This window comes from Pantoea sp. JZ29, assembly GCF_035190385.1.
Classification (GTDB): Bacteria; Pseudomonadota; Gammaproteobacteria; order Enterobacterales; family Enterobacteriaceae; genus Pantoea; species Pantoea stewartii.
In genome coordinates this window covers 1,726,600-1,747,785 of the sequence record NZ_CP045241.1, presented here as the reverse complement: position 1 = coordinate 1,747,785, position 21,186 = coordinate 1,726,600, and the positions used below count along the sequence as shown (strand labels likewise).

The following is a 21,186-nucleotide window of genomic DNA, read 5'->3' as shown; positions in this document are numbered from 1 at the left end:
TCTCTGATAACGAACGGCTTTAGACAGCAAACTGGCAAACAAACTCGCCCTGCTCACAGCTGACCTGCACACGACGATAACGTTCGTCACGGGCATGGGCGCTGAGCAGTATCTGGCTCATTTGCGGCAACAGGGTATTGGTCAGGATGGCGTCGACCATGCGACCGCCAGACTCCACTTCCGTACAACGCTGCACGATCTGGCTGACCACCGAATCGTCAATAACGGCCTCAATACCGTGATTCTCTTCCAGCCGACGGACAATGCGTCCCAGCTGAAGTTTAACAATCTCCGCCAGCATCTCATCACTCAGCGGATAATACGGTACCACCAGCAGACGGCCCAACAGCGCAGGCGGGAAAACCTCCAGCAACGGTTTACGTAACGCGGTGCTGAGAGCCTCTGGCTCCGGCATCAGTTCCGGATCGGCGCACAGAGCGCTGATCAGTTCCGTACCGACGTTGGAGGTCAGAATAATGATGGTATTACGGAAATCGATGTGACGGCCTTCCCCGTCTTCCATCCAGCCCTTATCAAACACCTGGAAGAACAACTCATGCACGTCAGGATGGGCTTTTTCAATCTCATCCAGCAGTACCACGCTGTAAGGGCGACGGCGGACGGCTTCCGTCAGTACGCCCCCTTCCCCGTAACCGACGTAGCCCGGAGGCGCACCTTTCAGGGTTGATACGGTGTGCGCTTCCTGGAACTCGCTCATGTTGATGGTGATAATGTTTTGTTCACCACCGTAAAGCGATTCAGCCAGCGCCAGCGCGGTTTCGGTTTTGCCCACGCCCGACGGGCCGCAGAGCATAAACACACCGACCGGTTTGTTGGGATTATCCAGTCGTGCGCGCGAGGTGCGGACGCGTTTGGCAATCAGATCCAGACCGTGGCGCTGACCAATCACGCGCTGGTTCAGCGTATCGGCCAGATTCAGCACAGCGTCGATTTCGTTCTTCACCATGCGTCCCAGTGGGATACCGGTCCAGTCAGATACCACCGCTGCGACCACACTGGCATCCACGGCGGCAAACAGCAGGGGCGCTTCACCCTGTACCGCCTGCAGCTTCTGCCGGGTGTGATCCAGCGCCTCACGCAGCGAGGCTTCTCCTTCCGTCACGCAGCGGGCACGGAGTGCAATCAACTCTTCGACCAGTTCGCGCTCCTGCTGCCAGCGGGCGTCCAGCGCATCACGCTCGGCCTCCAGTGCGCTGCGCTGCGCGGCAATGGCGGCCTGACGGATTTCATCGCCCAGCCCGACCTTCGCTTCGCGTTCCGCGATGTCTGCTTCAATGTCCAGCGCCGCCAGGCGGTGCAGACAATCTTCCAGCGCAGGCGGCTGAGCGCCCTGGCTGACGGCCACGCGGGCGCAGGCGGTATCCAGTAACGCCACGGCTTTATCCGGCAACTGACGGGCAGGAATGTAGCGGTGAGACAGCTTCACGGCGGCGCTGACGGCTTCATCCAGGAGCAGTACCTGGTGATGTTTCTCCAGAGCACTGACGGTGCTGCGCAGCATCAGGATCGCTTTCGCTTCATCCGGCTCCTGCACCTGCACGGTCTGGAAGCGGCGGGTTAAGGCGGGATCTTTCTCAATGTATTTTTTGTATTCGGCCCAGGTGGTTGCGCCAATCGTGCGCAGCTGGCCACGGGCCAGGGCGGGTTTTAACAGGTTGGCGGCATCGCCTGTGCCCTGTTGTCCACCCGCGCCTACCAGTGTATGAATTTCATCAATAAACAGCACAATCGGCGTGGGACTGGATTGCACCTCGTTGATCAACGCCTGTAAGCGCGCTTCAAATTCGCCTTTCATGCCCGCACCAGCCTGTAGCATACCGATATCCAGCAGCCACAGTTGTACGTCGCGCAGCGGTGCAGGTACGTCACCAGCCGCGATGCGCAGCGCCAGCCCTTCTACCACCGCCGTTTTTCCCACGCCGGCTTCACCGGTGAGTAACGGGTTGTTCTGGCGGCGGCGCATCAGAATATCCACCATCTGGCGGATCTCTTCATCACGGCCTGCGACCGGATCGATTTTTCCGTCCCGTGCGCGGTCCGTCAGATCCTGTGCATACTGCGCCAGCGTACTGGTGCCCGCTGCCGCTGGCGCGGCGGCCTCACCGGCAGGCGGCACAACGGCCTGCTGAACCTCCTTGCTGTTCGCCAGCAAGGTATCAAACTGCGCCAGTAACGCATCGGCATTGATGCGCGAAAACTGCGGCGAGATGCCTTTCAGCACGCTGGCCAGATTAAAGGTTTTCAACATCCCGATGAGAAGATGCCCGCCGCGAATGCGGTTCGCGCCATATTTCAGCGACGCATAAACCCAGGCGCGTTCAACGGCGCTGTCGATGTGTTCTGCGAGATCGGAGACCGCACTGGCGCCGCGCGGCAGGCGGTCCAGGGCAGCGACGATATCCCGCGTCAGCGCGTTTTCATCCAGTGAAAAGTGCTTAATCACCTGCTGAAGATCGCCATCCTGCTGCTGCATGAGCTGATGCAGCCAGTGCACCAGCTCCACGTAGGGGTTGCCACGCAGTTTGCAGAAGGCGGTCGCACTCTCAAGCGAGGTAAATAACAGCGTATCCAGTTTGCCAAATAGTACGGCACGGCTGATTTCTGACATATCGGTTCTCTTTAATGAAAGAAGCGGCTAAATATCGGGGAAAGCGGTTGCGCCGTTACGGCATGGCCTCAACCTCAAAAGCAAAATCTTCACGATCTATGGGCTGCGGTTGCTGTCCAAGCCAACTGGTATAGCCCAGCCGCGCCTCACCGCCCAGGGTTACCCCTTTCACGGCGTCGGCCGCCAGGATCAGGCTGAGATCCCACTGCATCTCAATCCCTAAATAGTGACGTACCCAGTCGCGCACTTCGCACGCGCCCTGAGCATTGGGTAAAAAACGTTCATACTGCTCGGCACTGAGTGGCCCGATGCGCAGGCGGAAGCGATGCTGCACATCACGCACGGCCACGCCAAGGAAAGCGGACTCACCCAGCCGCGGCATGTGGCGTCCTGCTGACAACCGCGCCTGATCGCGGCTGTCCAGCGCTAACCATTGCGGCACGTTCTGCTGCAACATCACCGGCACACCAAAGTAATGACGCAGAATCCGCACCAGGCCTTCGGCATCATGACCGTGACGGCTGAGGTGGCCGGACAGCATCAGGCGCGCATGCAGGCTGAGCGAACTGGCTTGTTGCTGAGCCGGTAAGCCAATGCCTGCCACGCAGGCCAGGTAATCCTGAAAGCGTCGGTCATCACGGCGATCCAGCGAGCTGGTGGGCTGAGCATTCGCCCAGGCTCGGTAAAACAGCAAGGTGGCGCGATGGTGGAACAGATCGGCAAAGGCGCTCAGGCTGTGATCCTGGTGGTGATCGATGCGGCCACGAACGTATTCCGTTAAGTGCGTCGGTAACGGGCCGTTAGGGCCGAACAAGCCAAAGCTGTAGATGGACACGTCATAACGGTCGTCCTGCTCGCGCGGTTTAACCTGTGACACGGTGGACGGTGCAAAGGCCAGCGAAGGGGTTTGTCCGATGCGCACGGCTTCAAATTTTGGCAGCGGCGCTTTACCTAAGGCATAACGCTGACCGCTCTGGGCATCCAGCTTACGCAACAGCTGAAACAGGTCGTAGCGCCAGGGGGCGGCCATGACCGCCTGCCAGAAATCATCGGGCAGGCGAACGGCCCGCTGTAAGGGAATGATGTGCGCCGTTTCACTCATAGCAGCGCCTTTTTACCCATGCGCGGTGGCCAGTAGCCCACTTCGCCGCGCTGCTGGCTGCTCAGGGTGAATTCGGTAAAGCTGTTCAGCGCCACGAGGCGAGAGAAGACGCGCTCCAGTACGCTGCCAAACAGCCACGGACTGGCACCTGAAAAAGCCTGTTCATCGACTTCCAGCGCGATGCTCACGCCGCGTGCAAAGACCACCGGGCCCGGTTCCGGTACGCGACGGTGCACGGCTTTCAGGTTGCAGTGCCGTATGCCGTCGATCTGGCGCGTTAGCGGCGTTTCCGCCAGGCTCGCATACAGACTCAACATCTGGCGCAAGGCCGCCGCGCCTTCCCCCTCACTGCTGTCCATCAGGCTGAGATAGTTCATCTGCAGATGACTGATCAACCGCCACGCTGACAGCCCTTCTGCCAGCGCGGGACGTGGCGGCGTGGGCCCTTTGCATAAGGTAAGCTGCCCGACCGGAATTGAGTCGGGCATAACAAAGTTGCCCTGCTCCTGCTGTAACAGCATTAACGGCAGATCGCGGCTGGTACACATCACCTCGGCAGACAGGTAGCGGATATCGCTGTTCCACGGCGTGTGGTTTTGATCGACCAACGACAAAAATACTTCAGAGCCGATATAGCCTGTGCGGGTGCCATAGCGCAGCGCATGTTCGGACAGTGTGCGCTGTTCGCGACGCAGCGAGAAATAGGCGCCGTAATCGCCGCCATCGTGGCTGAAGGTGCTCCAGAAGGGACGGAAAATTTGCTCTTCACGCTGCCCTTCCACCGAGGCAAACAGCCGCTTCACCGAATGAATTTCATAGTCCAGTGGGCGGATGTTATCGACCACCAGATGATATTCATGCTGACTGTCACTGACTTTGAGTCGCTCAGCCGTTTTCGGGAACAGGTTGATCACCGGCGTGCAGTGCAGCGCCAGGTGCGTATTGTCGACCACGCTTTCCAGCGCGGCATCGGCTTTATCCAGCAGGATAACGATGTCAAAAGACTGTGTGTTGTCGCAGCGGCGCAAAAACGGCGCGAGCTGGCGCAGGCTGACAAACTGGAAACGTGCCGGGAAAGCGAAATATTCCTGTAGCAGACGATAGCCATCGAAATTACGCAGGTCATCCGGCAGCAGCGCCTGATCCGGCGAAAAGCCTTCCTGCTCCAGCGCATCGTCTGGCAGCGACTGGCGCTGTGGTTTTGCTTCCACGGACTGCAAAATAATGCCGCTACGATGCTGCATCAGCAGCTCCATCAGCTTGAGCGCCTGAATATCCGGGCCGCTGAGGAAAAACATAATGTCGTCCAGACTGAGCTGGCTCAGCGAGGAAATGCCTTCGCAGGTCATACGGATGCGCAGTGCACTGGACGCCCCGGACGATCCGCGTGCCTTCAGTTCTCCCAGCGGAATATCCGCCGGTACGCCCCCCAGGGAGACATCGCTGATGCGCAGCGGCTGCAGCATCACATCATGTGCCGTGCTGTAGCTGCAGGTGACACCGGTTTTTTTCAGGTTCTGGCTTTCCATCATCGTGCCGCGCGGCACTAAAAAACCATTGCTGATATCGCCTTTCCGGCTGTCCGGCGTCAGTTGCGCAATGGCCATGGACGGCGTGGGAGACAGATAGCCGGGCGCCACCATTTCCAGCATGCGCTGCGAAAAGCGCGGGAACTCCGCATCCATCTTTAGCTGCACACGGGAGGTCAGGAAAGCAAAACCTTCCATCAGCCGCTCGACATAGGGATCGGCAACGTCAATGCCGCGCATCCCGAGCCGTCCGGCGACTTTCGGATACTGCGCAGCAAATTCCGCGCCCATCTCACGCAGATAGGCCAGTTCACGGTTGTAATAATCGAGCAGCTTGCTGTCCATGATTAACCTGCATCCTGTAGTTCAAAATGGCCGCTCTCTAAATCCACCTGAGTGCGGAACAGAAACTCCAGCGGGTAAGGTACGCACCATAACCGGCCTTTTATCTCGATCGACAAAACGTTGTGCAGGCTGAGGGAGGTCAGATCGCTGACGCAGCGCACCTGCAGGCCCTGCGGTATAATACGCGGTTCGAAATGCAGGATGGCATCGGTCATTTTCCGCTGCATATCCTGCCACTCAATGTCAGAAATATTCTGCCCGGCCAGCGGCGCGACGCCAAAGTTCAGCACAGAGCGCTGTACCTCATTCAACCCGCTAAGATCGTGCTGTGCTTCATTGTTAATGGTGTTGAACAGCCACTGAAGATCGCGCAGTACATTGCGTCGCAGCGTGCTGTGGGTAATCACCGAACTGTTGCCCGATTCTGTCGCTTTCTCGGGTGCATCATCCGTCAGTCTGTCCAGCAGCGATGACTGAAGCTTATCGCGCGCGGTCAGCGTTTCGCGATTTTTACGCGAACGATAGCCGCCATGCAGCTGTGAATAGCCGTCACCGGATGAATTGTCGTTACGACTCATGAGGTAACTCAGTTTCGTTGAAAATCATCTGTTGCAGCGTCAGTAAGGGAAAGTCTGCCTCGTCACTGAGCCACATTTTTTGTCCGTGCCCAATGAACTGCCCTTCGTCACCGTCCAGTGCCTGCCATTCTGTGATACTGGCACGCAGGAAGCGTTCGTCCGCGCCTTCCTGAAGAGGATAACGAACCGGGATCTGACAGATTTGCTCACTGCCATCCACCAGTTGCAAACGCGTATGACGCCAGACCAGATCCGTCACGCTTGCTGGTGCCTGGAATTCCATTTCCGCGATCGCCGCAAACGGGATCCAGTAATAGCGACCATTAGCAATCGCTTCACAGATCGGTCCGAAGCGACTGTCGCCGTCCATCAGCCAGGCGAACGGGCTTTCGCCCTCCTGCGCAACGGCACGACCGGCAGTCGCTTCTGCGCTGTCCAGCGCCTGAGCACGCAGTGTCGCCCCTGCTACGCCATCCCCGGCGATATCGGCTTTTAACGCGGCCAGCATCAGATTGCACCAGGGCCAGGCACTGCCAGGCAGTTGTGGATCGGCCTCGCCGCGCAGGACAGCCTCACGTAATACTTCGCCCGCAATTGCCTGTTGCAGCAAGGTGACGGTGGGCTGCGCCTGCGGCAGCATCGCCAGCCAGGATTTCAGTTGTGTCTGTGCCCGCTTCCAGTTACCGGCAAGGCACAACAGCTGGACGAAGGCAGCCCGTAAATCGGCATCCGCAGGGTTTGCCTGGATTTGCGCGGTAATGCTGGCCAGGTTTTCTGCCAGAGAGGCGTTAGCCAGACGCTGTTGTAAAGAATCCATTCAAACTCCTTATGCCTTAGTTGATGGTGCGATAGACGGCGGCGGCCGGATCTTTCAGTTCCGGATGGAGTTTTTCCACCAACTGCACTTTGATTGAGGCAGGGCTGCTCAGCCAGGGTGACCAGGTTTTCCGCACTTCCTGCAGGCGCGCCCGCAGGGCATTTTCATCTGCGGCTTCGCTGGCAGGCATCGCCACAACGACCTGATTCACCGCCTGCCAGCCGTTGAGTTGTGGGCTGAACGGCAGCACCAGCCAGCTGTCTGGCGATTTTTCATCGCTCAGCACCATACGCTCGCTGTTGACCGTGGTAATCGTCAGCTCATCAAGCTGTTGTTTGTCGCTCAGGCCCGCCACCGGGAAACCCTGTAAGAAGCTGACAGAGACGGGTTTGCTCTGGCCCTTGCCCACTTCCGTTAAGGTACTGTAACCGCTCAGCCAGCCATCTTTGCCACAGGTCACGCCCTGCTTAGCGGGCACGAAAACGGCACTTGACTGCGCGGGCTGATGCCACCAGGTCCGGAAATGACAGCCATCCAGCAAACTGAACTGCAGCCATGGCGTGGTATCGGCGGGTGGGGAATTCAGCACGACCGGCGCGGCGGGTTGCGTCTGCGTCACCGGTGCCTGCTGCTGTGCAGTGGCAGCTGAAGCAGGTTGGGAGGTTGCCGGCGGTGTAATAACCACTTTCCACTGCTGCGCTTTTGCCGCACTGCCGTTACCCAGTTGGGCACCTTCGGTATCGGTTAATGTCCAGTGCAGTTGTTGCAGTGGCTTACATTGCGAGCCCATTAATCCGGCGACACGCGGCAGAAAATCATTTAATACTGAAGGATCTTTATCCCCGTGCGTCACAATGCGCAGGTTCACCGTGCTCTTACACCAGCTTGCGAGCTGGTTATCTTTAACATCATCAATCCAGACATCCAGTTTCTGAGTTGGCGACTGCACAATGCGATAGTTCTCAGCAAAGGCATGGGTACTCAACAGCATTGCAGCCAGGCCCACTAATCCATATTTCATGTTGGCGTTCTCAATCTCGAAGAGGGAAAAACTGCGCCGCATCTGACAGCGAGTGCAATAAAGTGGTGTCTTCCGGGGAACCTACCCAGACAGCCATGGCGCTGAAGTTGTCCTGCTGACCACCCTGCGGTTGGCTGTTTTTGATAATTTGTTGCATCAGGGTCAGCCACTCTTCTGGCGTGTTCACCATATGCAACGATTGCTGCATTTGTTCCAGCGTGACGCCATGCCAGAAGCCGTCCGTGCACAGCAGAAAGGCGTCGCCGTCTTCAATAGGCACCACGTCGCTATAGCTGGCATCACGCTGTTCATCGCCCATGCCCAGGGCGAAATAAAGCAGGTTACTGTTGATGCCTTCGGTCTGATGACCGGCATCTTTCATTTGCTGCACCAGGCTGTGATCGGTGGTGACATGATAGAGATAGCCGCGGCGAAACAGATACAGGCGGCTGTCGCCTGCGTGGGCCCAGTAAGCCAGCTCATAGTCTCTGTCGATAAACAAACTCACCAGCGTGGTGCCCATGCGACTGTGCTGACTGTTGGCTTTTTGCTGTTGCCGGATTGCGTCGTTGGCATAATTGACGTAATCGCGGATAGTTTGCGCATCCAGGTGCGCATTGCCATCGAAGGCTTCCATCAGGCTGCTGCGCGCAATTTTCGCTGCCACAGCACCGCCAGGAAACCCTGCCACACCATCGCACACCACAAAGCAGGCCGAACGTTCACCGATGCGCTCACCGGTTTGATCCTGATTGGTGGCGCGGTCGCCCTGATTCGACGTGGAAGCAGTAGAGATATTCATGCGTCATCCGTGTGGGTTTGTGAGTCTTTATACTGATTTACTTCCATGTCGTACGCGTGCAAGAAGGCTTCGCCAAACAAGGTATGGAAGTCATCTTCGATTTCACCGGCGGTTTCGCCATAGCGCTGAACAAAATGTTCCCACAGCGCGGCTTTGCGATTACCGAGCAGACCAATGCGTGAGATTGATCCGTTCTGACGCGCCTCTTCTTCCAGCTGATCGGGATTAAACGATTGCAGCATGGAGGCGATAATCGCACGAATACCGGCAATCATACCCAACTGGTGGGCCTGCAAATCAATCAGCGCATCGCGTACCGCCTGACGTGGTGGCATAAAGCCTGGCATACGGCTTCCAAACATCTGCATCAGCACGGTCTTGCCCGAGGGCAACAGTTTAAACGGGTTATTCGCGTCGTCGAGAATCACCGTCATATCCGCCTTCACGCCGCGTTTCAAAATTGAGCGCGACGAGAGCAGCGCGACCGTTCCCTGTGAAAACATGCTCAGCATCTGGCCAAATTGCCGCATCTGCTCACGGTCGAATTGCGGGGTTGGTTGCAGATCCTGCAGACCCATGCCTTCGAGCAACGCATCCAGCAATTCACCTTTCAACGCATCACCGCTACTGCTGTTTCCTGTCGTCTGCTCTGCCCCACCGTTATTGTTGTGCGAGGCAACCGGATCAATACGCAGTCGTCCTTTTGGCGTCGGCGAAGGCGCACGCTGAACCGCCTGCGGCGTCGGTAACGTAATGCCACCGTAATCAATTGGACTCTGCGCCCCTTCAGGCTGCGCAGGCTCCGGCTCGGTTTCGAATACGGGATCGTGAGTGGGCTGCGTTTCAGTGTGATCAAACAGCGGTGAGCTGCTTAACTCGGCCAGCTCAACCGGCGCGCTGTCACGCGGTTCGGGAGCAGGCTCAGGCGTTTGCGGGGCCGGTTTCTGCTGGGCTGGCCGTGCTTCAGGTTGTGTAACCGACACCTCAGGTTGCGCCAGCGGTACCGCGCCGCTCATCATTAATCCAAGGGGATCGTCATGATGACGTGGGTCGGGCGTATTCTGACTGCCAAACAGATTCAGGGGATCCAGATCGCCCGATGGCGCCTCGACTTTCGGCTGTCCCTGAGCATTTTGCTGGGCTGATAAGGTGCTCGGCGTACGATCATCAAAGATGCTTTCCTGCGCAAAGAGCGCATCGCCTTCATCAAACAGACTGCTGGTTTTAGGCTGCTGCCCGATATCCAGCGGCTTATCGCTGATCAGCTGTGCCAGCGGATCTTCCGGATTACGGTTTGCCGACGTCGAGGTTAACGGATTGGCATCTGGCATATCGGAGGCCGGCGTTTTACGCTTCGACAAATCGTCTGAAATGGAAAACTCTTTTGCCAGGCTGTCCCAGATTTCACTCGGAATGGCCGCCGTACTTGCTGTGGCAGTGACTGGTGCGGCGACCGGTGGCGCATCGTTCATGACCGGCGCTTTGGCTGGTGCAGCCGTCACCACAGGCGACGGCTGGGGTTGCTGTTCACCATTAAGATCGTTAACCAGCAGGCGGTAGTCATCAATACCCAGCACGTCGCCATCCTGCAATTCCACCTGGCGTCCCCGCTCCAGTGGGATATCGTTTAACAGCACACGCGTCACGTTACCGCGATTCGTCAGGCGGCATTCACCTTCAGCAGTGATATGCACAATCGCCTGCAGGCGGGAAATCGTGCGATCGTCGTCGGGCAGTACCAGATTGTTATCCACTCCACGACCAATTGTGCCGCCGGGAGGAAGAAAATCAAAACTGGTTTGCGGCGGTTGATGGCCGGGTTTAGCGGTTATTATCGTAAAGCGCATCACGGATTCCTGCGGTTAGCTGTTCGACATCTATATCGCGCGTCTCTCGGGGAGAAAGGCGGGATATAGAGGCTTAGTGGATTGTGCTGCCTGGTCTTCATTGTTTAAATGATAACTCAGTAACGTTCATTTCATCATTAAAACATGTGCAGGCTTCTTGCTCATTATTGCTAATGGCAGCCTACGGTCATTTACCCGGGCCTATTGTCTCAATAAAATGGCCTATAACTTTTCCATTTTCAGACCAAGCGATGAAACAAACAGATTACGTCGTATTAACTCAGGCGCTTTCCTGAATAAGCGCTTCAACTTCTTTACTGTCGTTAAGATGCAATGTTTGACTATGGTTAATATCAACACACTTGTTAACCCAAGTTATGAATTTCAATTTTCGGAAGTAGAACGCTATCATCCGGGAATGACCTAAAAGGTGAAAGTGTAAAGCCCGCAAAACGTAAACACCTAAAAAACATCATTACCAGCTCGAGATTTATTTTCTCACTTTAATTAATCGGTAAACTAGTTGAGTATGTAAACAAAGAAAAACAAAAGAAAACCAAAAACCGCAGTCAGGGCAAATATAGCTTTATAAAAAACAACTAAATCAGCGATCCACGCCGTCATATTTTTTGGTTGCGACTGAATAAAATTATAAGCTTCCTCCCTTACTTCTTCATTTTGTCTGAATTTCATTTTCACACCTTTTTGAAGGCGATATAAATATGAAAGCTTTTGATAATTTGCATAAAACCCCAAGTTACTTGAAAATTTAGTAGTAGTATCAAGCTGGAGACCTGCATTATTAAAGTCACGAATTATCTTAGCGTATTTTTCACTGTTTTTCTTAAAAAGAAAAGAGGCATAAATATGCAAAAAACCAATAAGGAAAAATAAAAAAATAATCGTATACATGGTGATATCATATAATGTCATAAGATCTTATCCATGATAAAGTCCACGGCTTTTCCACCGGCTTCACCAAAACCATATCCACCTGCGGCACCACCAACTATACCACAAGCCAAGGCACCAACTCCGCCAGTTGCCACTCCCAACGCAACGCATGCGCCTGTGGCAAGTGAAGCTGACAACGCCCCACCATAAAAACCAGCCACTGTACTTCCTGCAAACTTCGAATATTCTTTTACAGCAACTTTTGTACACTCATTCTCGCGATCAACTGTGCATCCTTTATAGACATCATTAGTTGTGTTCAATGCACTGAAACCGATAGCAACCCAACCTCCATACTTCATGAATCTTGCGGCCTTAGCTGCTGCATCAACGTAAGTTGAGTATCCTCGAATAGCACCTACACCTGCCGTTTGCCACTCATGGACTATTGATGAACTTGAAAGATTTAAAGCATGAACTGCAAGGGTGCCTCTGTAAAATTTTTAATACGAGCTAAAACATCCAACCCTGCCTTGCCAAAAAGAGGTGCATACATTTACGATCTATTTTTAAGCATTAATAAGGTCAAATCTTTTAAAAGACATCACTTATCCTATGCGATATTCACTTGACGACAGCTGAAAATAAAAATGCACCCCAGAGGAATTGATTATTATAATTTAATTAATGATAAGGTATCATCTTTAACTTTTTAATTCTTTGTTCATTGTGCTCATACAGGCAGATATTGATATAAGAAAGACTTGCATCACTACCTTTATCCGCTGCAAAAGAGGCAAGTTCACAATCATTTTCTCTGTACTTTAACCATGCCCGTTGTGCTTCAGTTAATGTGCTTATGTACTTATTAAGCTCCTCATCATTGCCTTTATAAAGCTCCTGAACCCTTGATTTAGCCGCTTTATATTCCTTATTCAACATCACTTCTGTTTCAGATTTATTCTTTTCTGCACAGGAGTAAACTTCTTGATCATTATTTCCTTGTGAGCAATCACTTAAAGCATAAACCGGATTAAGCACTTGCATACCAACTATGAGCAAAGTAGAAAGCAATATCTTTTCCATGTAACCTCTTATCTATCGTCTACTTCTGAGATAACGAGCACGATGACGACCCTTTTCAAACTTTTGGAGATATGCTGAGCTATCAATAAAATCTGTCAATTTATTGATATCATTATGCATAGCCGCCTGCATATTTATCGTCGAATCTGCACCTTGATAAATTAAATCCACAATAATATCTTTGATTGCGGGCTTCAGCTTATCCCAGTCCGTTCTTTCATGATGACTGGCAGTTTTAGATAGATAAGAAGATTTAGCACGACTTACATAGATTGGGTAAATAATCTCAAAGAGCCTTGCCTGCAACTCACGTGATATGATGCCGCATTCATCCCTGTATTTTTTAACCCAGGAATGTGCCGCACTTCCTTTTTTTGTAGAGCCTAAAGAAAGACGCCTTGCCTGCTCTTGCTCAACCCCCACCATCAAAAGATCAGAATAAATTTAACCTGAACTTCTTCCGCCCATTTCGTAACCATCTTCCGATGGTTACCCCTGAGTTATATCCTGGCCAATGTATATGCCTACTGAAATAAGGACTATGAATGTTGTCATTACCTTCGGCATCAAATGTAATTTGTCCCGCATTAACGGTAAGACGGCCAGAATTAACATTTGGATCATCGACTTTCCCAGGAGGTAAAACTTTACTGGTATTGTTACCTGAGCGAGAGAGTACACTCCATTTTTTCAATGAACATTAACCAAACCATCTGACCGTGACATGAAACGTGCTTGTTTAAAAAGGCATTTATTTATGACTTCGCAAGCTCAATAAGTTCGGCAACACGAGCCTGCATTTTTTTCTTTATACAGGTAGAATTAGCAGAACACGCATTTCTGGCGTCAAGCCAGTGCTTTTGGTTTTGATGGAACTGAGCTAAACGTATCTTGGCATCTAAACCTGTATTTGTAATTTGCTTTAATACAATATTATATGCCTCGGCGACACTCACATCCCAGGAAGACAAATCTGGATCATGGCAAATCGTTTTTTCACTATCATTCGTTGCCCTTTCGCACGCGAACGAAGGTGAAAATCTGGCATTATCTGATAACTTTTTTAGTAATATGTAAGACTGGTTATCCCAGTTCAGTAATACCAAATTAACATTAAGTTTCACAAGCCAGTGTTCAATATGCTCATCTGAAGGACTGATCTTCCCATTCTGACAATGAATACTATAAGGATGTATATTCAGCGTTCCTTTGACCGGCAGAGAATAGCTTTTAGCAGGGTCGTATTGAACCCCTTCTGTCGTACTGCTCATCAAATGATTTAATATTGTCACATTCATAGAATGATAATCTGGGAACTCGCAGCCACTATCTGGCTGTATAGACGTCTTTATTTTATCCGACGTGAATTCAAATATACGTCCTTTTAGATTCGGATCATCAGGAATTAGCGTTATCAGCTTCGCAGAGGCAACATCCTCGTCAACATATACATGTTCAACTTTCCACTTACCATTAAGATTTAAAGAATATCCCTGTTCAGAAAAACACTTTAAGGACATGACCAACGACGCGATAAAAAGTAACAAATAACCGGTTCTCTGCATGATGGACGCCTGAAAGTGGGATACAGTAAAAGAAAATATTTCAAAATACAACATTAACTGTAAGGGATTCTTCTCGACTTATTAATGATTTCTTTGTCCAGACTTGCTACACAGGTGTTTTGTATGCCATGCTCGCGGCAGAGTTCTTATCCGCCGTCAGTGAGGCGAACGCGCAATCCTTCATGGCGGTATTTAAGCCATGGACGCTGTGATTCAGTAAAAAGCTGCAGAGACTTATCTTAGCTTTTGAAAGGGCTATAATAAAATCATTGATCCTTAATTTTATTGCCTGGCATTCTTTGTTAAATTGCCTCTCGTCTTATTAATGATTCTTTCTGTACAAGCGCATACTTACTGCTCGTTGCTACCGTTGCAGAAATTTTTAATAGCGGCAAATTCATCAATTTCAACCAATAGTACAAAGGAGTTTAATCATATATCTCATATGCAAACCCCTTTAATTAAAATTAACATAAGCCTTGTTTGTTTTGCTAAAGAGGTTTGATTAAAATTACTTTTGATAAGCCTTACGCAGTTCAGTGAGATTTTTTATATATGAATTTTGAAACTTTTCAGTAACACTCTGATCGTAATAGATACTGTCATCACCACTTTTTAATCCCAAAATGTAGTAATCATTTCCGTAGTGATCAGGGGCTTCAGTGGTATAAATAACCGCAACTTTCGTAGCAGGAACGTCTTTTTTTGATATAAGGCCAACTGAATCAACTTTATGGCAACCTACTGTTTCCCAATCCCCTTGACCGATTGTTTGAATAAACTGATCAGATTTTTTACTATCCTTTGTCCAGGCAATAAAACACACAGGCTGGACATCTCTTATCCATCCTTTTCCTTGTACAAGAGTACCTAATACTTTGCCATTTTTGATTAAATCGAAACTTTGAGCTTTATCTAATTCAACTCGCTCAAGACCTTCATGCTGAGCTTCCTGAATAATAGTCTTTTCATAATGATTTGAATGAGGTTTAGAAAGAGTTATGGAAGCATTTGCTATAGGGCTAATAACAAGTAAAGACAATACCAGATTGAAAATTTTCATATTATATAAAATCCTGAATTAATTATGCATGGCTCTGTCATAATTTCTTGATAAATGAACATCATAATTATTCTTTTTATAATCACTACCATTGTTGTATCTGGCAAAACTTGATCAGTTCTTCGTTCGGATTGCATTCAAAAGAGTCTGCGTATGAGAAACATGATTAACAAAAGCGTATACCTGCCCCGGAATAGTATTCATTCCTTTGACAAACTCTTCGATATTTTCGTAACCCGAAGTGACATAATTACTACCCATAATTTGAAATGCTCCCCAGTAAGCTGACTGGAGCGCTGCTGCACGATCAAGTGCTATTGCTTTGTTTAATTTGTCGTATTATTCACTAAATTTACCATAATGATTGTATGGCTTTCCTGATATTTCAGGATGAGTTGCATCATATTTGTGATTTGTTAATCTACTGAAATAGTGCCTTTCATATATAATTGTCGGCCGACCTGATGAATCGAATGGACTTTGCTTGGTTTCCGACATCACAACTGCTTTTATTGCTGCTGGTTCGCAATTTAATGCTTTCGCCATACTAACATACATTTCATCAGTAACAGCAGAGGCTGTAGTATCGAGGCTTAATTTTTATATTGCTGACCGGCGTAATATTTCCATGTAACCTACGCATTGTAGGCCCCCGGGGTGAAACAATACCGTCCGGGTTGCGAAGACCCACAATCTTTTCCTGGAGTATTTTTATTTTATCAATAGTTTTTGGTCCCAAAAAACCATCAACTTTTAATTCACTACCAGGAGGTGTAACAGACTTATTGGAATTTAATAATGATTGAACGGTTTTAACATCACGTGATTTATTAGGTTGTCTTAAACCAACGCACTGGCTTATCTGTATTGTAGTCACGTCAAATCCCTCTCGACTCAGCTTTAACAGATTAGTGTAAAGGGCGCCTCCTGATGGAGGCCCATCTTATTAAGCTTCTTTATTCTCTTTGATGTTCCAGCCCGCGCTGGTTTCTGCACCTTTACCAGAAGAGCTCTGCTCCAGTGGGATATCGTTTAACAGCACACGCGTCACGTTACCGCTATTCGTCAGGCGGCATTCACCTTCAGCAGTGATATGCACAATCGCCTGCAGGTGGGAAATCGTGCGATCGTCGTCGGGCAGTACCAGATTGTTATCCACGCCACGACCAATTGTGCCGCCGGGAGGAAGAAAATCAAAACTGGTTTGCGGCGGTTGATGGCCGGGTTTAGCGGTTATTATCGTAAAGCGCATCACGGATTCCTGCGGTTAGCTTTTCGACATCTATATCGCGCGTCTCTCGGGGAGAAAGGCGGGATATAAAAATAGATAGAGTTACTAAAGCGTTACAATATAATATGCACCTGGATTACAATAGGTGCATATTAAAAAAATCAATCGTATGGGATCTGTTCCAACTGTTTAGTTCTTGCCTCATCAAGTTCTGCAATACAATTATTCGTAAATACCGTATAAGGATTACTGTTTTTATCGGCAACATGCGCAAATAACTTACACTGCCCATCGCGATATTTTAGCCAGCTTCGCTGTGACTCAAGAAATATATTCAAATATTCTTTTTTGACTTCCGCTTCGTTTTGAAAGACTTTATCGATGCGTTTCTTTGCCGCCGAGTACTCATTATTTAACTTTTGCTCTGCAGTGTTTTTGTTTTTTTCAGCACAAGTAAACACTGCAGGATCACTTGTTTCCTTAGAGCAATCATCCATCGCATAAGCTGAATGACCAAATATAAAAAAAACAAAAGCCAAACTATAAATATATTGCTTGCACATAAAAACTCCCGCCTATTTATGTTTTCTCAGATAATTTGCTCGTTGGCGTCCACCCTCATAACTTTTTACTTGGGCATTATTTTCAATAAAATCTATTAACTTATCGATATCGTTGTACATGCAGGCTTTCATGGTTCTTTCAAAACCCAGCCCTTGATATACAAAGTCTACAGCTATATCTTTTATAGGAGGTTTAAGGTTTTCCCAAGGGGTTCTTTCTGGGAAGCCAGAAGTTTTACTAAGATAAATTGATTGCCCTCTAACCAGATATTTAGGGTATATCATTTCAAATAATTTAGCTTGAGCCTCACGAGTAATAATACCACACTCATTACGGTGTTCTTTTACGAACTTGTCTGACTGTGAAGGTGATAATCGAGCGCCTCTTGCCAGAAGAATAGCTTGTTCCTGCGGAACACCAGCCTGGATCAAGTCTATTTTCACCGTCTCACCAGAACGCCCACCCATATCATAACCACGTCCGATTGTTACGCCAGAAGCCCCTTTAGGCCAATGGATATGACGACTAAATCCTGGGCTGTTAGGCCAATCATTACCTTCTGCATCAAAAGTTATTTGCCCTGCATTTACAGTTAAGCGACCTGAATTGAGATGGCGATTTTCTTCTGGTGTGGGCTGCGTTCGGTTAGTTTTATCAGAATTAGATAATTTATTCCAGGTCCGACCATGAACATCAACCAAACCATCTGGCCGTGACATGAAACGTGATTGGTAACTTTTGATAGCTTCGATAGTTTTTGGCCCAATTCTGCCGTCATCACGAAGCTGGGGAAAACCATTATTTTGTAAAAGCCGTTGTACCGTTTTTACATCGCCGTAATTATTACGGCCACCTATACCAACTGACCCTGTAATACTCATTTACTATCTCCACCCAATGAATCTGATCCAGAGAAATCCTTGTAAATTGGCTGGGAGCCTAACGCATAAAAAGAAAAAACCACTTAGCGAGAAACGCCTCCCGATAAGGAGGCGTTTTTTCTTACGCTTCTTTATTCTCTTTGATGTTCCAGCCCGCGCTGGTTTCTGCACCTTTACCACCAGAAGAGCTCTGCTCCCAGTACTGCTGTTTCACTTTCGCAGCCTGGAATGCATAAGTTACGCCCAGGGTGTCATCGTGCTCTGAACCCACGAACTGAACGTTGGTTACCAGCACATCTTCCAGGGTAATTCGGGTGTATTCGATTTGCGTGCCGCCCGCTTTACAAACTGACACTTCAACCTTAGAAACGTGCTTACCGCTGGCACAGTTTTTCAGCAATGCAGTTACCGCTTTGTCGATTTTGGCATTAATGTGCAGGTCGTTGAAGTTAACTTTACCCGCACCGCCACCGCCGCCCACGCTCATATTACCCGGCTGATTAGCGCCCCAGGAGAAAGAGGTAATATCAATCCAGCCGGTATGGTTAGAATCTTTAGATTCACCCGTAATGCCGTCTACCTTCAAATACATATCAATAGCCATAATATTTACTCTTCGTTATGGAAAAAGTTGTCGCTTTCGAAAAAGCATCTATATGGCAAAGAGAAAAGCATGGGGCTGAATAAAACAGTCCATATTTTACTTTTGCCTCGACTTCGGGAGTGCTACAGGCTTCCCGAAGGGTCCCACTACAATAAACTGCAACAGCAGGAGATTTTTTTGCCGTATCGGTATGTCAAATGAATGCTGACGCACATAAGGCATCCGTCGTATATACGCTAAATTTAATTATGTCATTCATTCTGTTGCAGGCTGATGACTTAACCCCTATCCATTCTCACAGCGATAACAGAACAGTTAAGCTAATTATTTATCTGGCCGACCAGTAACAGCAAAATATCTGATTGGGCAGCCTGCCATTATACCTTTATAGCCCGGTCGAAACCCGTAGACCTTCTACCGGAGCCAGTATTTTCAGAAAAGGTTTATTTTGCGGGCAACAGAATTTTTGATGTGAAAAAGGTCATGCTTAATCGTCTGAAAAAGCACGCCACCTGGACGTGCTTTACATTGCAAAAAAATTTAATTCTCGTTCGACTTCAGCGAAGGCAGCTTCGATACCAGACGCAGCGACACTGTTAATCCTTCCAGCTGATAATGCGGGCGCAGGAAGAATTTCGCTGCATAGTAGCCAGGGTTGTCTTCCTGCTCTTCCACATTCACCTCCGCCGCAGCCAGTGGCTTGCGTGATTTGGTTTCCTGTGAAGAGTTAGCCGGGTCACCATCGACATAGTTCATTATCCAGTCATTCAGCCAGCGTTCCATATCGTCACGCTCACGGAATGAACCAATCTTGTCGCGCACAATGCACTTCAGATAGTGAGCGAAACGGCAGCAGGCGAACAGGTACGGCAGACGGGCAGCCAGACGGGCATTCGCGGTAGCGTCCGCATCATGGTATTCCGCCGGTTTTTGCAGCGACTGTGCGCCAATAAACGCGGCGAAGTCAGAGTTTTTACGGTGGACCAGCGGCATAAAGCCATTTTTCGCCAGTTCGGCTTCACGGCGATCGCTGATGGCGATCTCGGTCGGGCACTTCATGTCCACGCCGCCGTCATCGCTGGGGAACGTATGGCAGGGCAGGTTTTCCACTGCGCCACCTGATTCCACGCCACGGATGGAGGTACACCAGCCGTACTCTTTAAATGAACGGTTGATGTTGGCCGCCATCGCATAAGCTGCGTTGGTCCAGCTGTAGTTGCTGTGATCCGAGCCATCGGTCTGCTCTTCAAAATCGAAGCTGTCAACCGGGTTGGTACGAATGCCGTAAGGCAGACGAGACAGGAAGCGCGGCATTACCAGGCCCAGGTAACGCGCATCTTCCGATTCGCGCAGGCTGCGCCAGGCGGCATATTCGGTATTCTGGAAGATTTTGGTCAGATCGCGTGGATTCGCCAGCTCCTGCCAGGATTCCATCTGCATAACGCCTGGCGCGGTACCGGTGATAAACGGACAGTGCGCGGCCGCACCGATGCGGGCCATCTCGCCCAGCAGCTCAACGTCCTGCGGGCTGTGGTCGAAGTAGTAATCGCCGACCAGGCAACCGAACGGCTCGCCACCGAACTGGCCGTATTCCTGTTCATAGATTTTCTTAAACAGCGGACTTTGATCCCAGCCCACGCCTTTATAGCGCTTGAGCGTGCGGCCCAGCTCCTGTTTAGAGATGCTCATGAAACGAATCTTCAGCATCTCATCGGTTTCCGTGTTATTCACCAGATAGCTCAGACCGCGCCAGGCGCTTTCCAGCTTCTGAAACTCTTCATGGTGAATAATCTGATTGACCTGCTGAGACAGCTTTTCATCAATCTCAGCAATCAGTGCCTGAATGGTGCGGTAAGCATCGCTGGAAACGGTCACCGTATTTTCCAGCGCCTGCTGTGCCAGCGTTTTCACCGCGCTTTCTACCGCTTCGCGCGCCTGATCACTCTTTGGACGAAACTCTTTGTTCAGTAAGGCACTAAACTCGTCCTGACTAAAACTGGCATCGCCCTGTGACTGGGGTTGTTGAGAAGTCTGATTCATTATTGCTCCTCCTTCCCTTCTGCGGCATCCGCCTGCTTAGGCACATGCGTCAGCGCCTGCAGCAGGGTCGGATCCTGAAGAATTTTGCCGATAAGCTCTTCAGCGCCATTTTTGCCATCCATATAGGTCAGCAGATTTGAAAGCTGAGTACGTGCTTCCAGCAGGCTGTTAAGTGGTTCGACTTTACGGGCAATGGCATCCGGGGAGAAATCGTCCATGCTTTCAAAAGTCAGGTCAATATTCAGTTTGCCGTCGCCGTTCAGCGTATTGTCGACCTGGAATGCAGCGCGTGGCTTCATGGCTTTCATGCGCTCATCGAAGTTATCGATGTCGATTTCCAGGAATTTGCGGTCGTCAACGCTGGCCTGCGGCTCCAGCGGCTTACCGGCTAAATCGGCCAGTACGCCCATGATGAAGGGCAACTGAATTTTTCGTTCTGCACCATAAACTTCCACGTCATATTCAATCTGAACGCGTGGCGCGCGATTGCGGGCGATAAATTTCTGCCCACTGGACTTCATTGTTGGCATGGTTCTCTCCATAAATAATGCGCGGTTACTGGCTCGCAGGAGGCGCGCAGGTCTCGCT

At 50.1% G+C, this 21,186-nt stretch carries 19 protein-coding genes and 3 pseudogenes; all 22 read right to left on the bottom strand.

The annotated features are described in order from the left end of the window. Positions 1-19: 19 nt before the first annotated feature. Entirely contained in the window at positions 20-2,629 is a 2,610-nt protein-coding gene (gene tssH, locus GC090_RS08135) for a type VI secretion system ATPase TssH (protein WP_324021328.1), read from the bottom strand. A gap of 55 nt (positions 2,630-2,684) precedes the next feature. Next, positions 2,685-3,731 (bottom strand): type VI secretion system baseplate subunit TssG, encoded by a 1,047-nt coding sequence (gene tssG / locus GC090_RS08130; protein ID WP_039338228.1) that lies wholly within the window; start codon positions 3,729-3,731, stop codon positions 2,685-2,687. Next, positions 3,728-5,605, bottom strand: a complete 1,878-nt coding sequence (gene tssF, locus GC090_RS08125; protein WP_033742148.1) for a type VI secretion system baseplate subunit TssF — start codon at positions 5,603-5,605, stop codon at positions 3,728-3,730. The genes tssG and tssF overlap by 4 nt, the downstream gene beginning before the upstream one ends. Positions 5,606-5,607: 2 nt before the next feature. Then, a complete protein-coding gene (gene tssE, locus GC090_RS08120) occupies positions 5,608-6,183 on the bottom strand; it encodes a type VI secretion system baseplate subunit TssE (protein ID WP_039338225.1) in 576 nt (191 codons plus the stop codon). Then, positions 6,173-7,000: a type VI secretion system accessory protein TagJ gene (locus tag GC090_RS08115; protein ID WP_324021326.1), complete on the bottom strand. Its 828-nt coding sequence runs from the start codon at positions 6,998-7,000 to the stop codon at positions 6,173-6,175. Before GC090_RS08115 ends, tssE begins: the two co-directional genes overlap by 11 nt. A 16-nt stretch (positions 7,001-7,016) precedes the next feature. Further along, complete coding sequence (locus GC090_RS08110) at positions 7,017-8,021, bottom strand: hypothetical protein (protein ID WP_324021325.1); 1,005 nt, start codon at positions 8,019-8,021, stop codon at positions 7,017-7,019. Positions 8,022-8,031: 10 nt separating this feature from the next. Beyond that, the gene (locus GC090_RS08105) at positions 8,032-8,823 is read right to left on the bottom strand and encodes a PP2C family protein-serine/threonine phosphatase (protein WP_324021323.1); all 792 of its coding nucleotides are present in this window, start codon (positions 8,821-8,823) and stop codon (positions 8,032-8,034) included. Further along, on the bottom strand, positions 8,820-10,670 hold the full coding sequence (gene tagH, locus GC090_RS08100) for a type VI secretion system-associated FHA domain protein TagH (RefSeq protein ID WP_324021321.1): 1,851 nt from the start codon (positions 10,668-10,670) through the stop codon (positions 8,820-8,822). Before tagH ends, GC090_RS08105 begins: the two co-directional genes overlap by 4 nt. Before the next feature lie 519 nt (positions 10,671-11,189). Then, positions 11,190-11,603 carry a hypothetical protein gene (locus tag GC090_RS08095; protein WP_205958591.1) on the bottom strand — a complete coding sequence of 138 codons (414 nt, stop codon included), beginning with the start codon at positions 11,601-11,603 and terminating at the stop codon, positions 11,190-11,192. Further along, positions 11,600-12,040 (bottom strand): annotated as a pseudogene (locus GC090_RS08090) (hypothetical protein); the annotation flags it as partial. The pseudogene GC090_RS08090 and the gene GC090_RS08095, both read right to left, overlap by 4 nt. 208 nt (positions 12,041-12,248) lie before the next feature. Beyond that, a complete protein-coding gene (locus GC090_RS08085) occupies positions 12,249-12,650 on the bottom strand; it encodes a lysozyme inhibitor LprI family protein (RefSeq protein WP_110268306.1) in 402 nt (133 codons plus the stop codon). A gap of 12 nt (positions 12,651-12,662) precedes the next feature. Further along, a complete protein-coding gene (locus GC090_RS08080) occupies positions 12,663-13,076 on the bottom strand; it encodes a DUF8812 domain-containing protein (RefSeq protein ID WP_324021319.1) in 414 nt (137 codons plus the stop codon). Positions 13,077-13,405: 329 nt separating this feature from the next. Continuing rightward, positions 13,406-14,215 (bottom strand): lysozyme inhibitor LprI family protein, encoded by an 810-nt coding sequence (locus GC090_RS08075; protein ID WP_324021317.1) that lies wholly within the window; start codon positions 14,213-14,215, stop codon positions 13,406-13,408. Positions 14,216-14,726: 511 nt separating this feature from the next. Next, complete coding sequence (locus tag GC090_RS08070) at positions 14,727-15,278, bottom strand: hypothetical protein (RefSeq protein ID WP_324021315.1); 552 nt, start codon at positions 15,276-15,278, stop codon at positions 14,727-14,729. 18 nt (positions 15,279-15,296) lie between these two features. Continuing rightward, a pseudogene (locus tag GC090_RS08065) lies at positions 15,297-15,776 on the bottom strand (N-acetylmuramidase family protein). Positions 15,777-15,840: 64 nt separating this feature from the next. Then, positions 15,841-16,155, bottom strand: a complete 315-nt coding sequence (locus tag GC090_RS08060; protein WP_226376246.1) for a peptidoglycan-binding domain-containing protein — start codon at positions 16,153-16,155, stop codon at positions 15,841-15,843. Positions 16,156-16,290: 135 nt separating this feature from the next. Continuing rightward, positions 16,291-16,530 (bottom strand): annotated as a pseudogene (locus GC090_RS08055) (FHA domain-containing protein); the annotation flags it as partial. Positions 16,531-16,670: 140 nt separating this feature from the next. Then, complete coding sequence (locus tag GC090_RS08050) at positions 16,671-17,072, bottom strand: lysozyme inhibitor LprI family protein (RefSeq protein WP_052133231.1); 402 nt, start codon at positions 17,070-17,072, stop codon at positions 16,671-16,673. A gap of 12 nt (positions 17,073-17,084) precedes the next feature. After that, on the bottom strand, positions 17,085-17,954 hold the full coding sequence (locus GC090_RS08045) for a DUF8812 domain-containing protein (protein ID WP_324021312.1): 870 nt from the start codon (positions 17,952-17,954) through the stop codon (positions 17,085-17,087). 121 nt (positions 17,955-18,075) lie between these two features. Beyond that, positions 18,076-18,558 (bottom strand): Hcp family type VI secretion system effector, encoded by a 483-nt coding sequence (locus tag GC090_RS08040; protein WP_033742159.1) that lies wholly within the window; start codon positions 18,556-18,558, stop codon positions 18,076-18,078. 540 nt (positions 18,559-19,098) lie between these two features. Then, complete coding sequence (gene tssC, locus GC090_RS08035; RefSeq protein ID WP_033742163.1) at positions 19,099-20,598, bottom strand: type VI secretion system contractile sheath large subunit; 1,500 nt, start codon at positions 20,596-20,598, stop codon at positions 19,099-19,101. Further along, on the bottom strand, positions 20,598-21,128 hold the full coding sequence (gene tssB / locus GC090_RS08030) for a type VI secretion system contractile sheath small subunit (protein ID WP_033742165.1): 531 nt from the start codon (positions 21,126-21,128) through the stop codon (positions 20,598-20,600). Before tssB ends, tssC begins: the two co-directional genes overlap by 1 nt. Positions 21,129-21,186 lie beyond the last annotated feature (58 nt).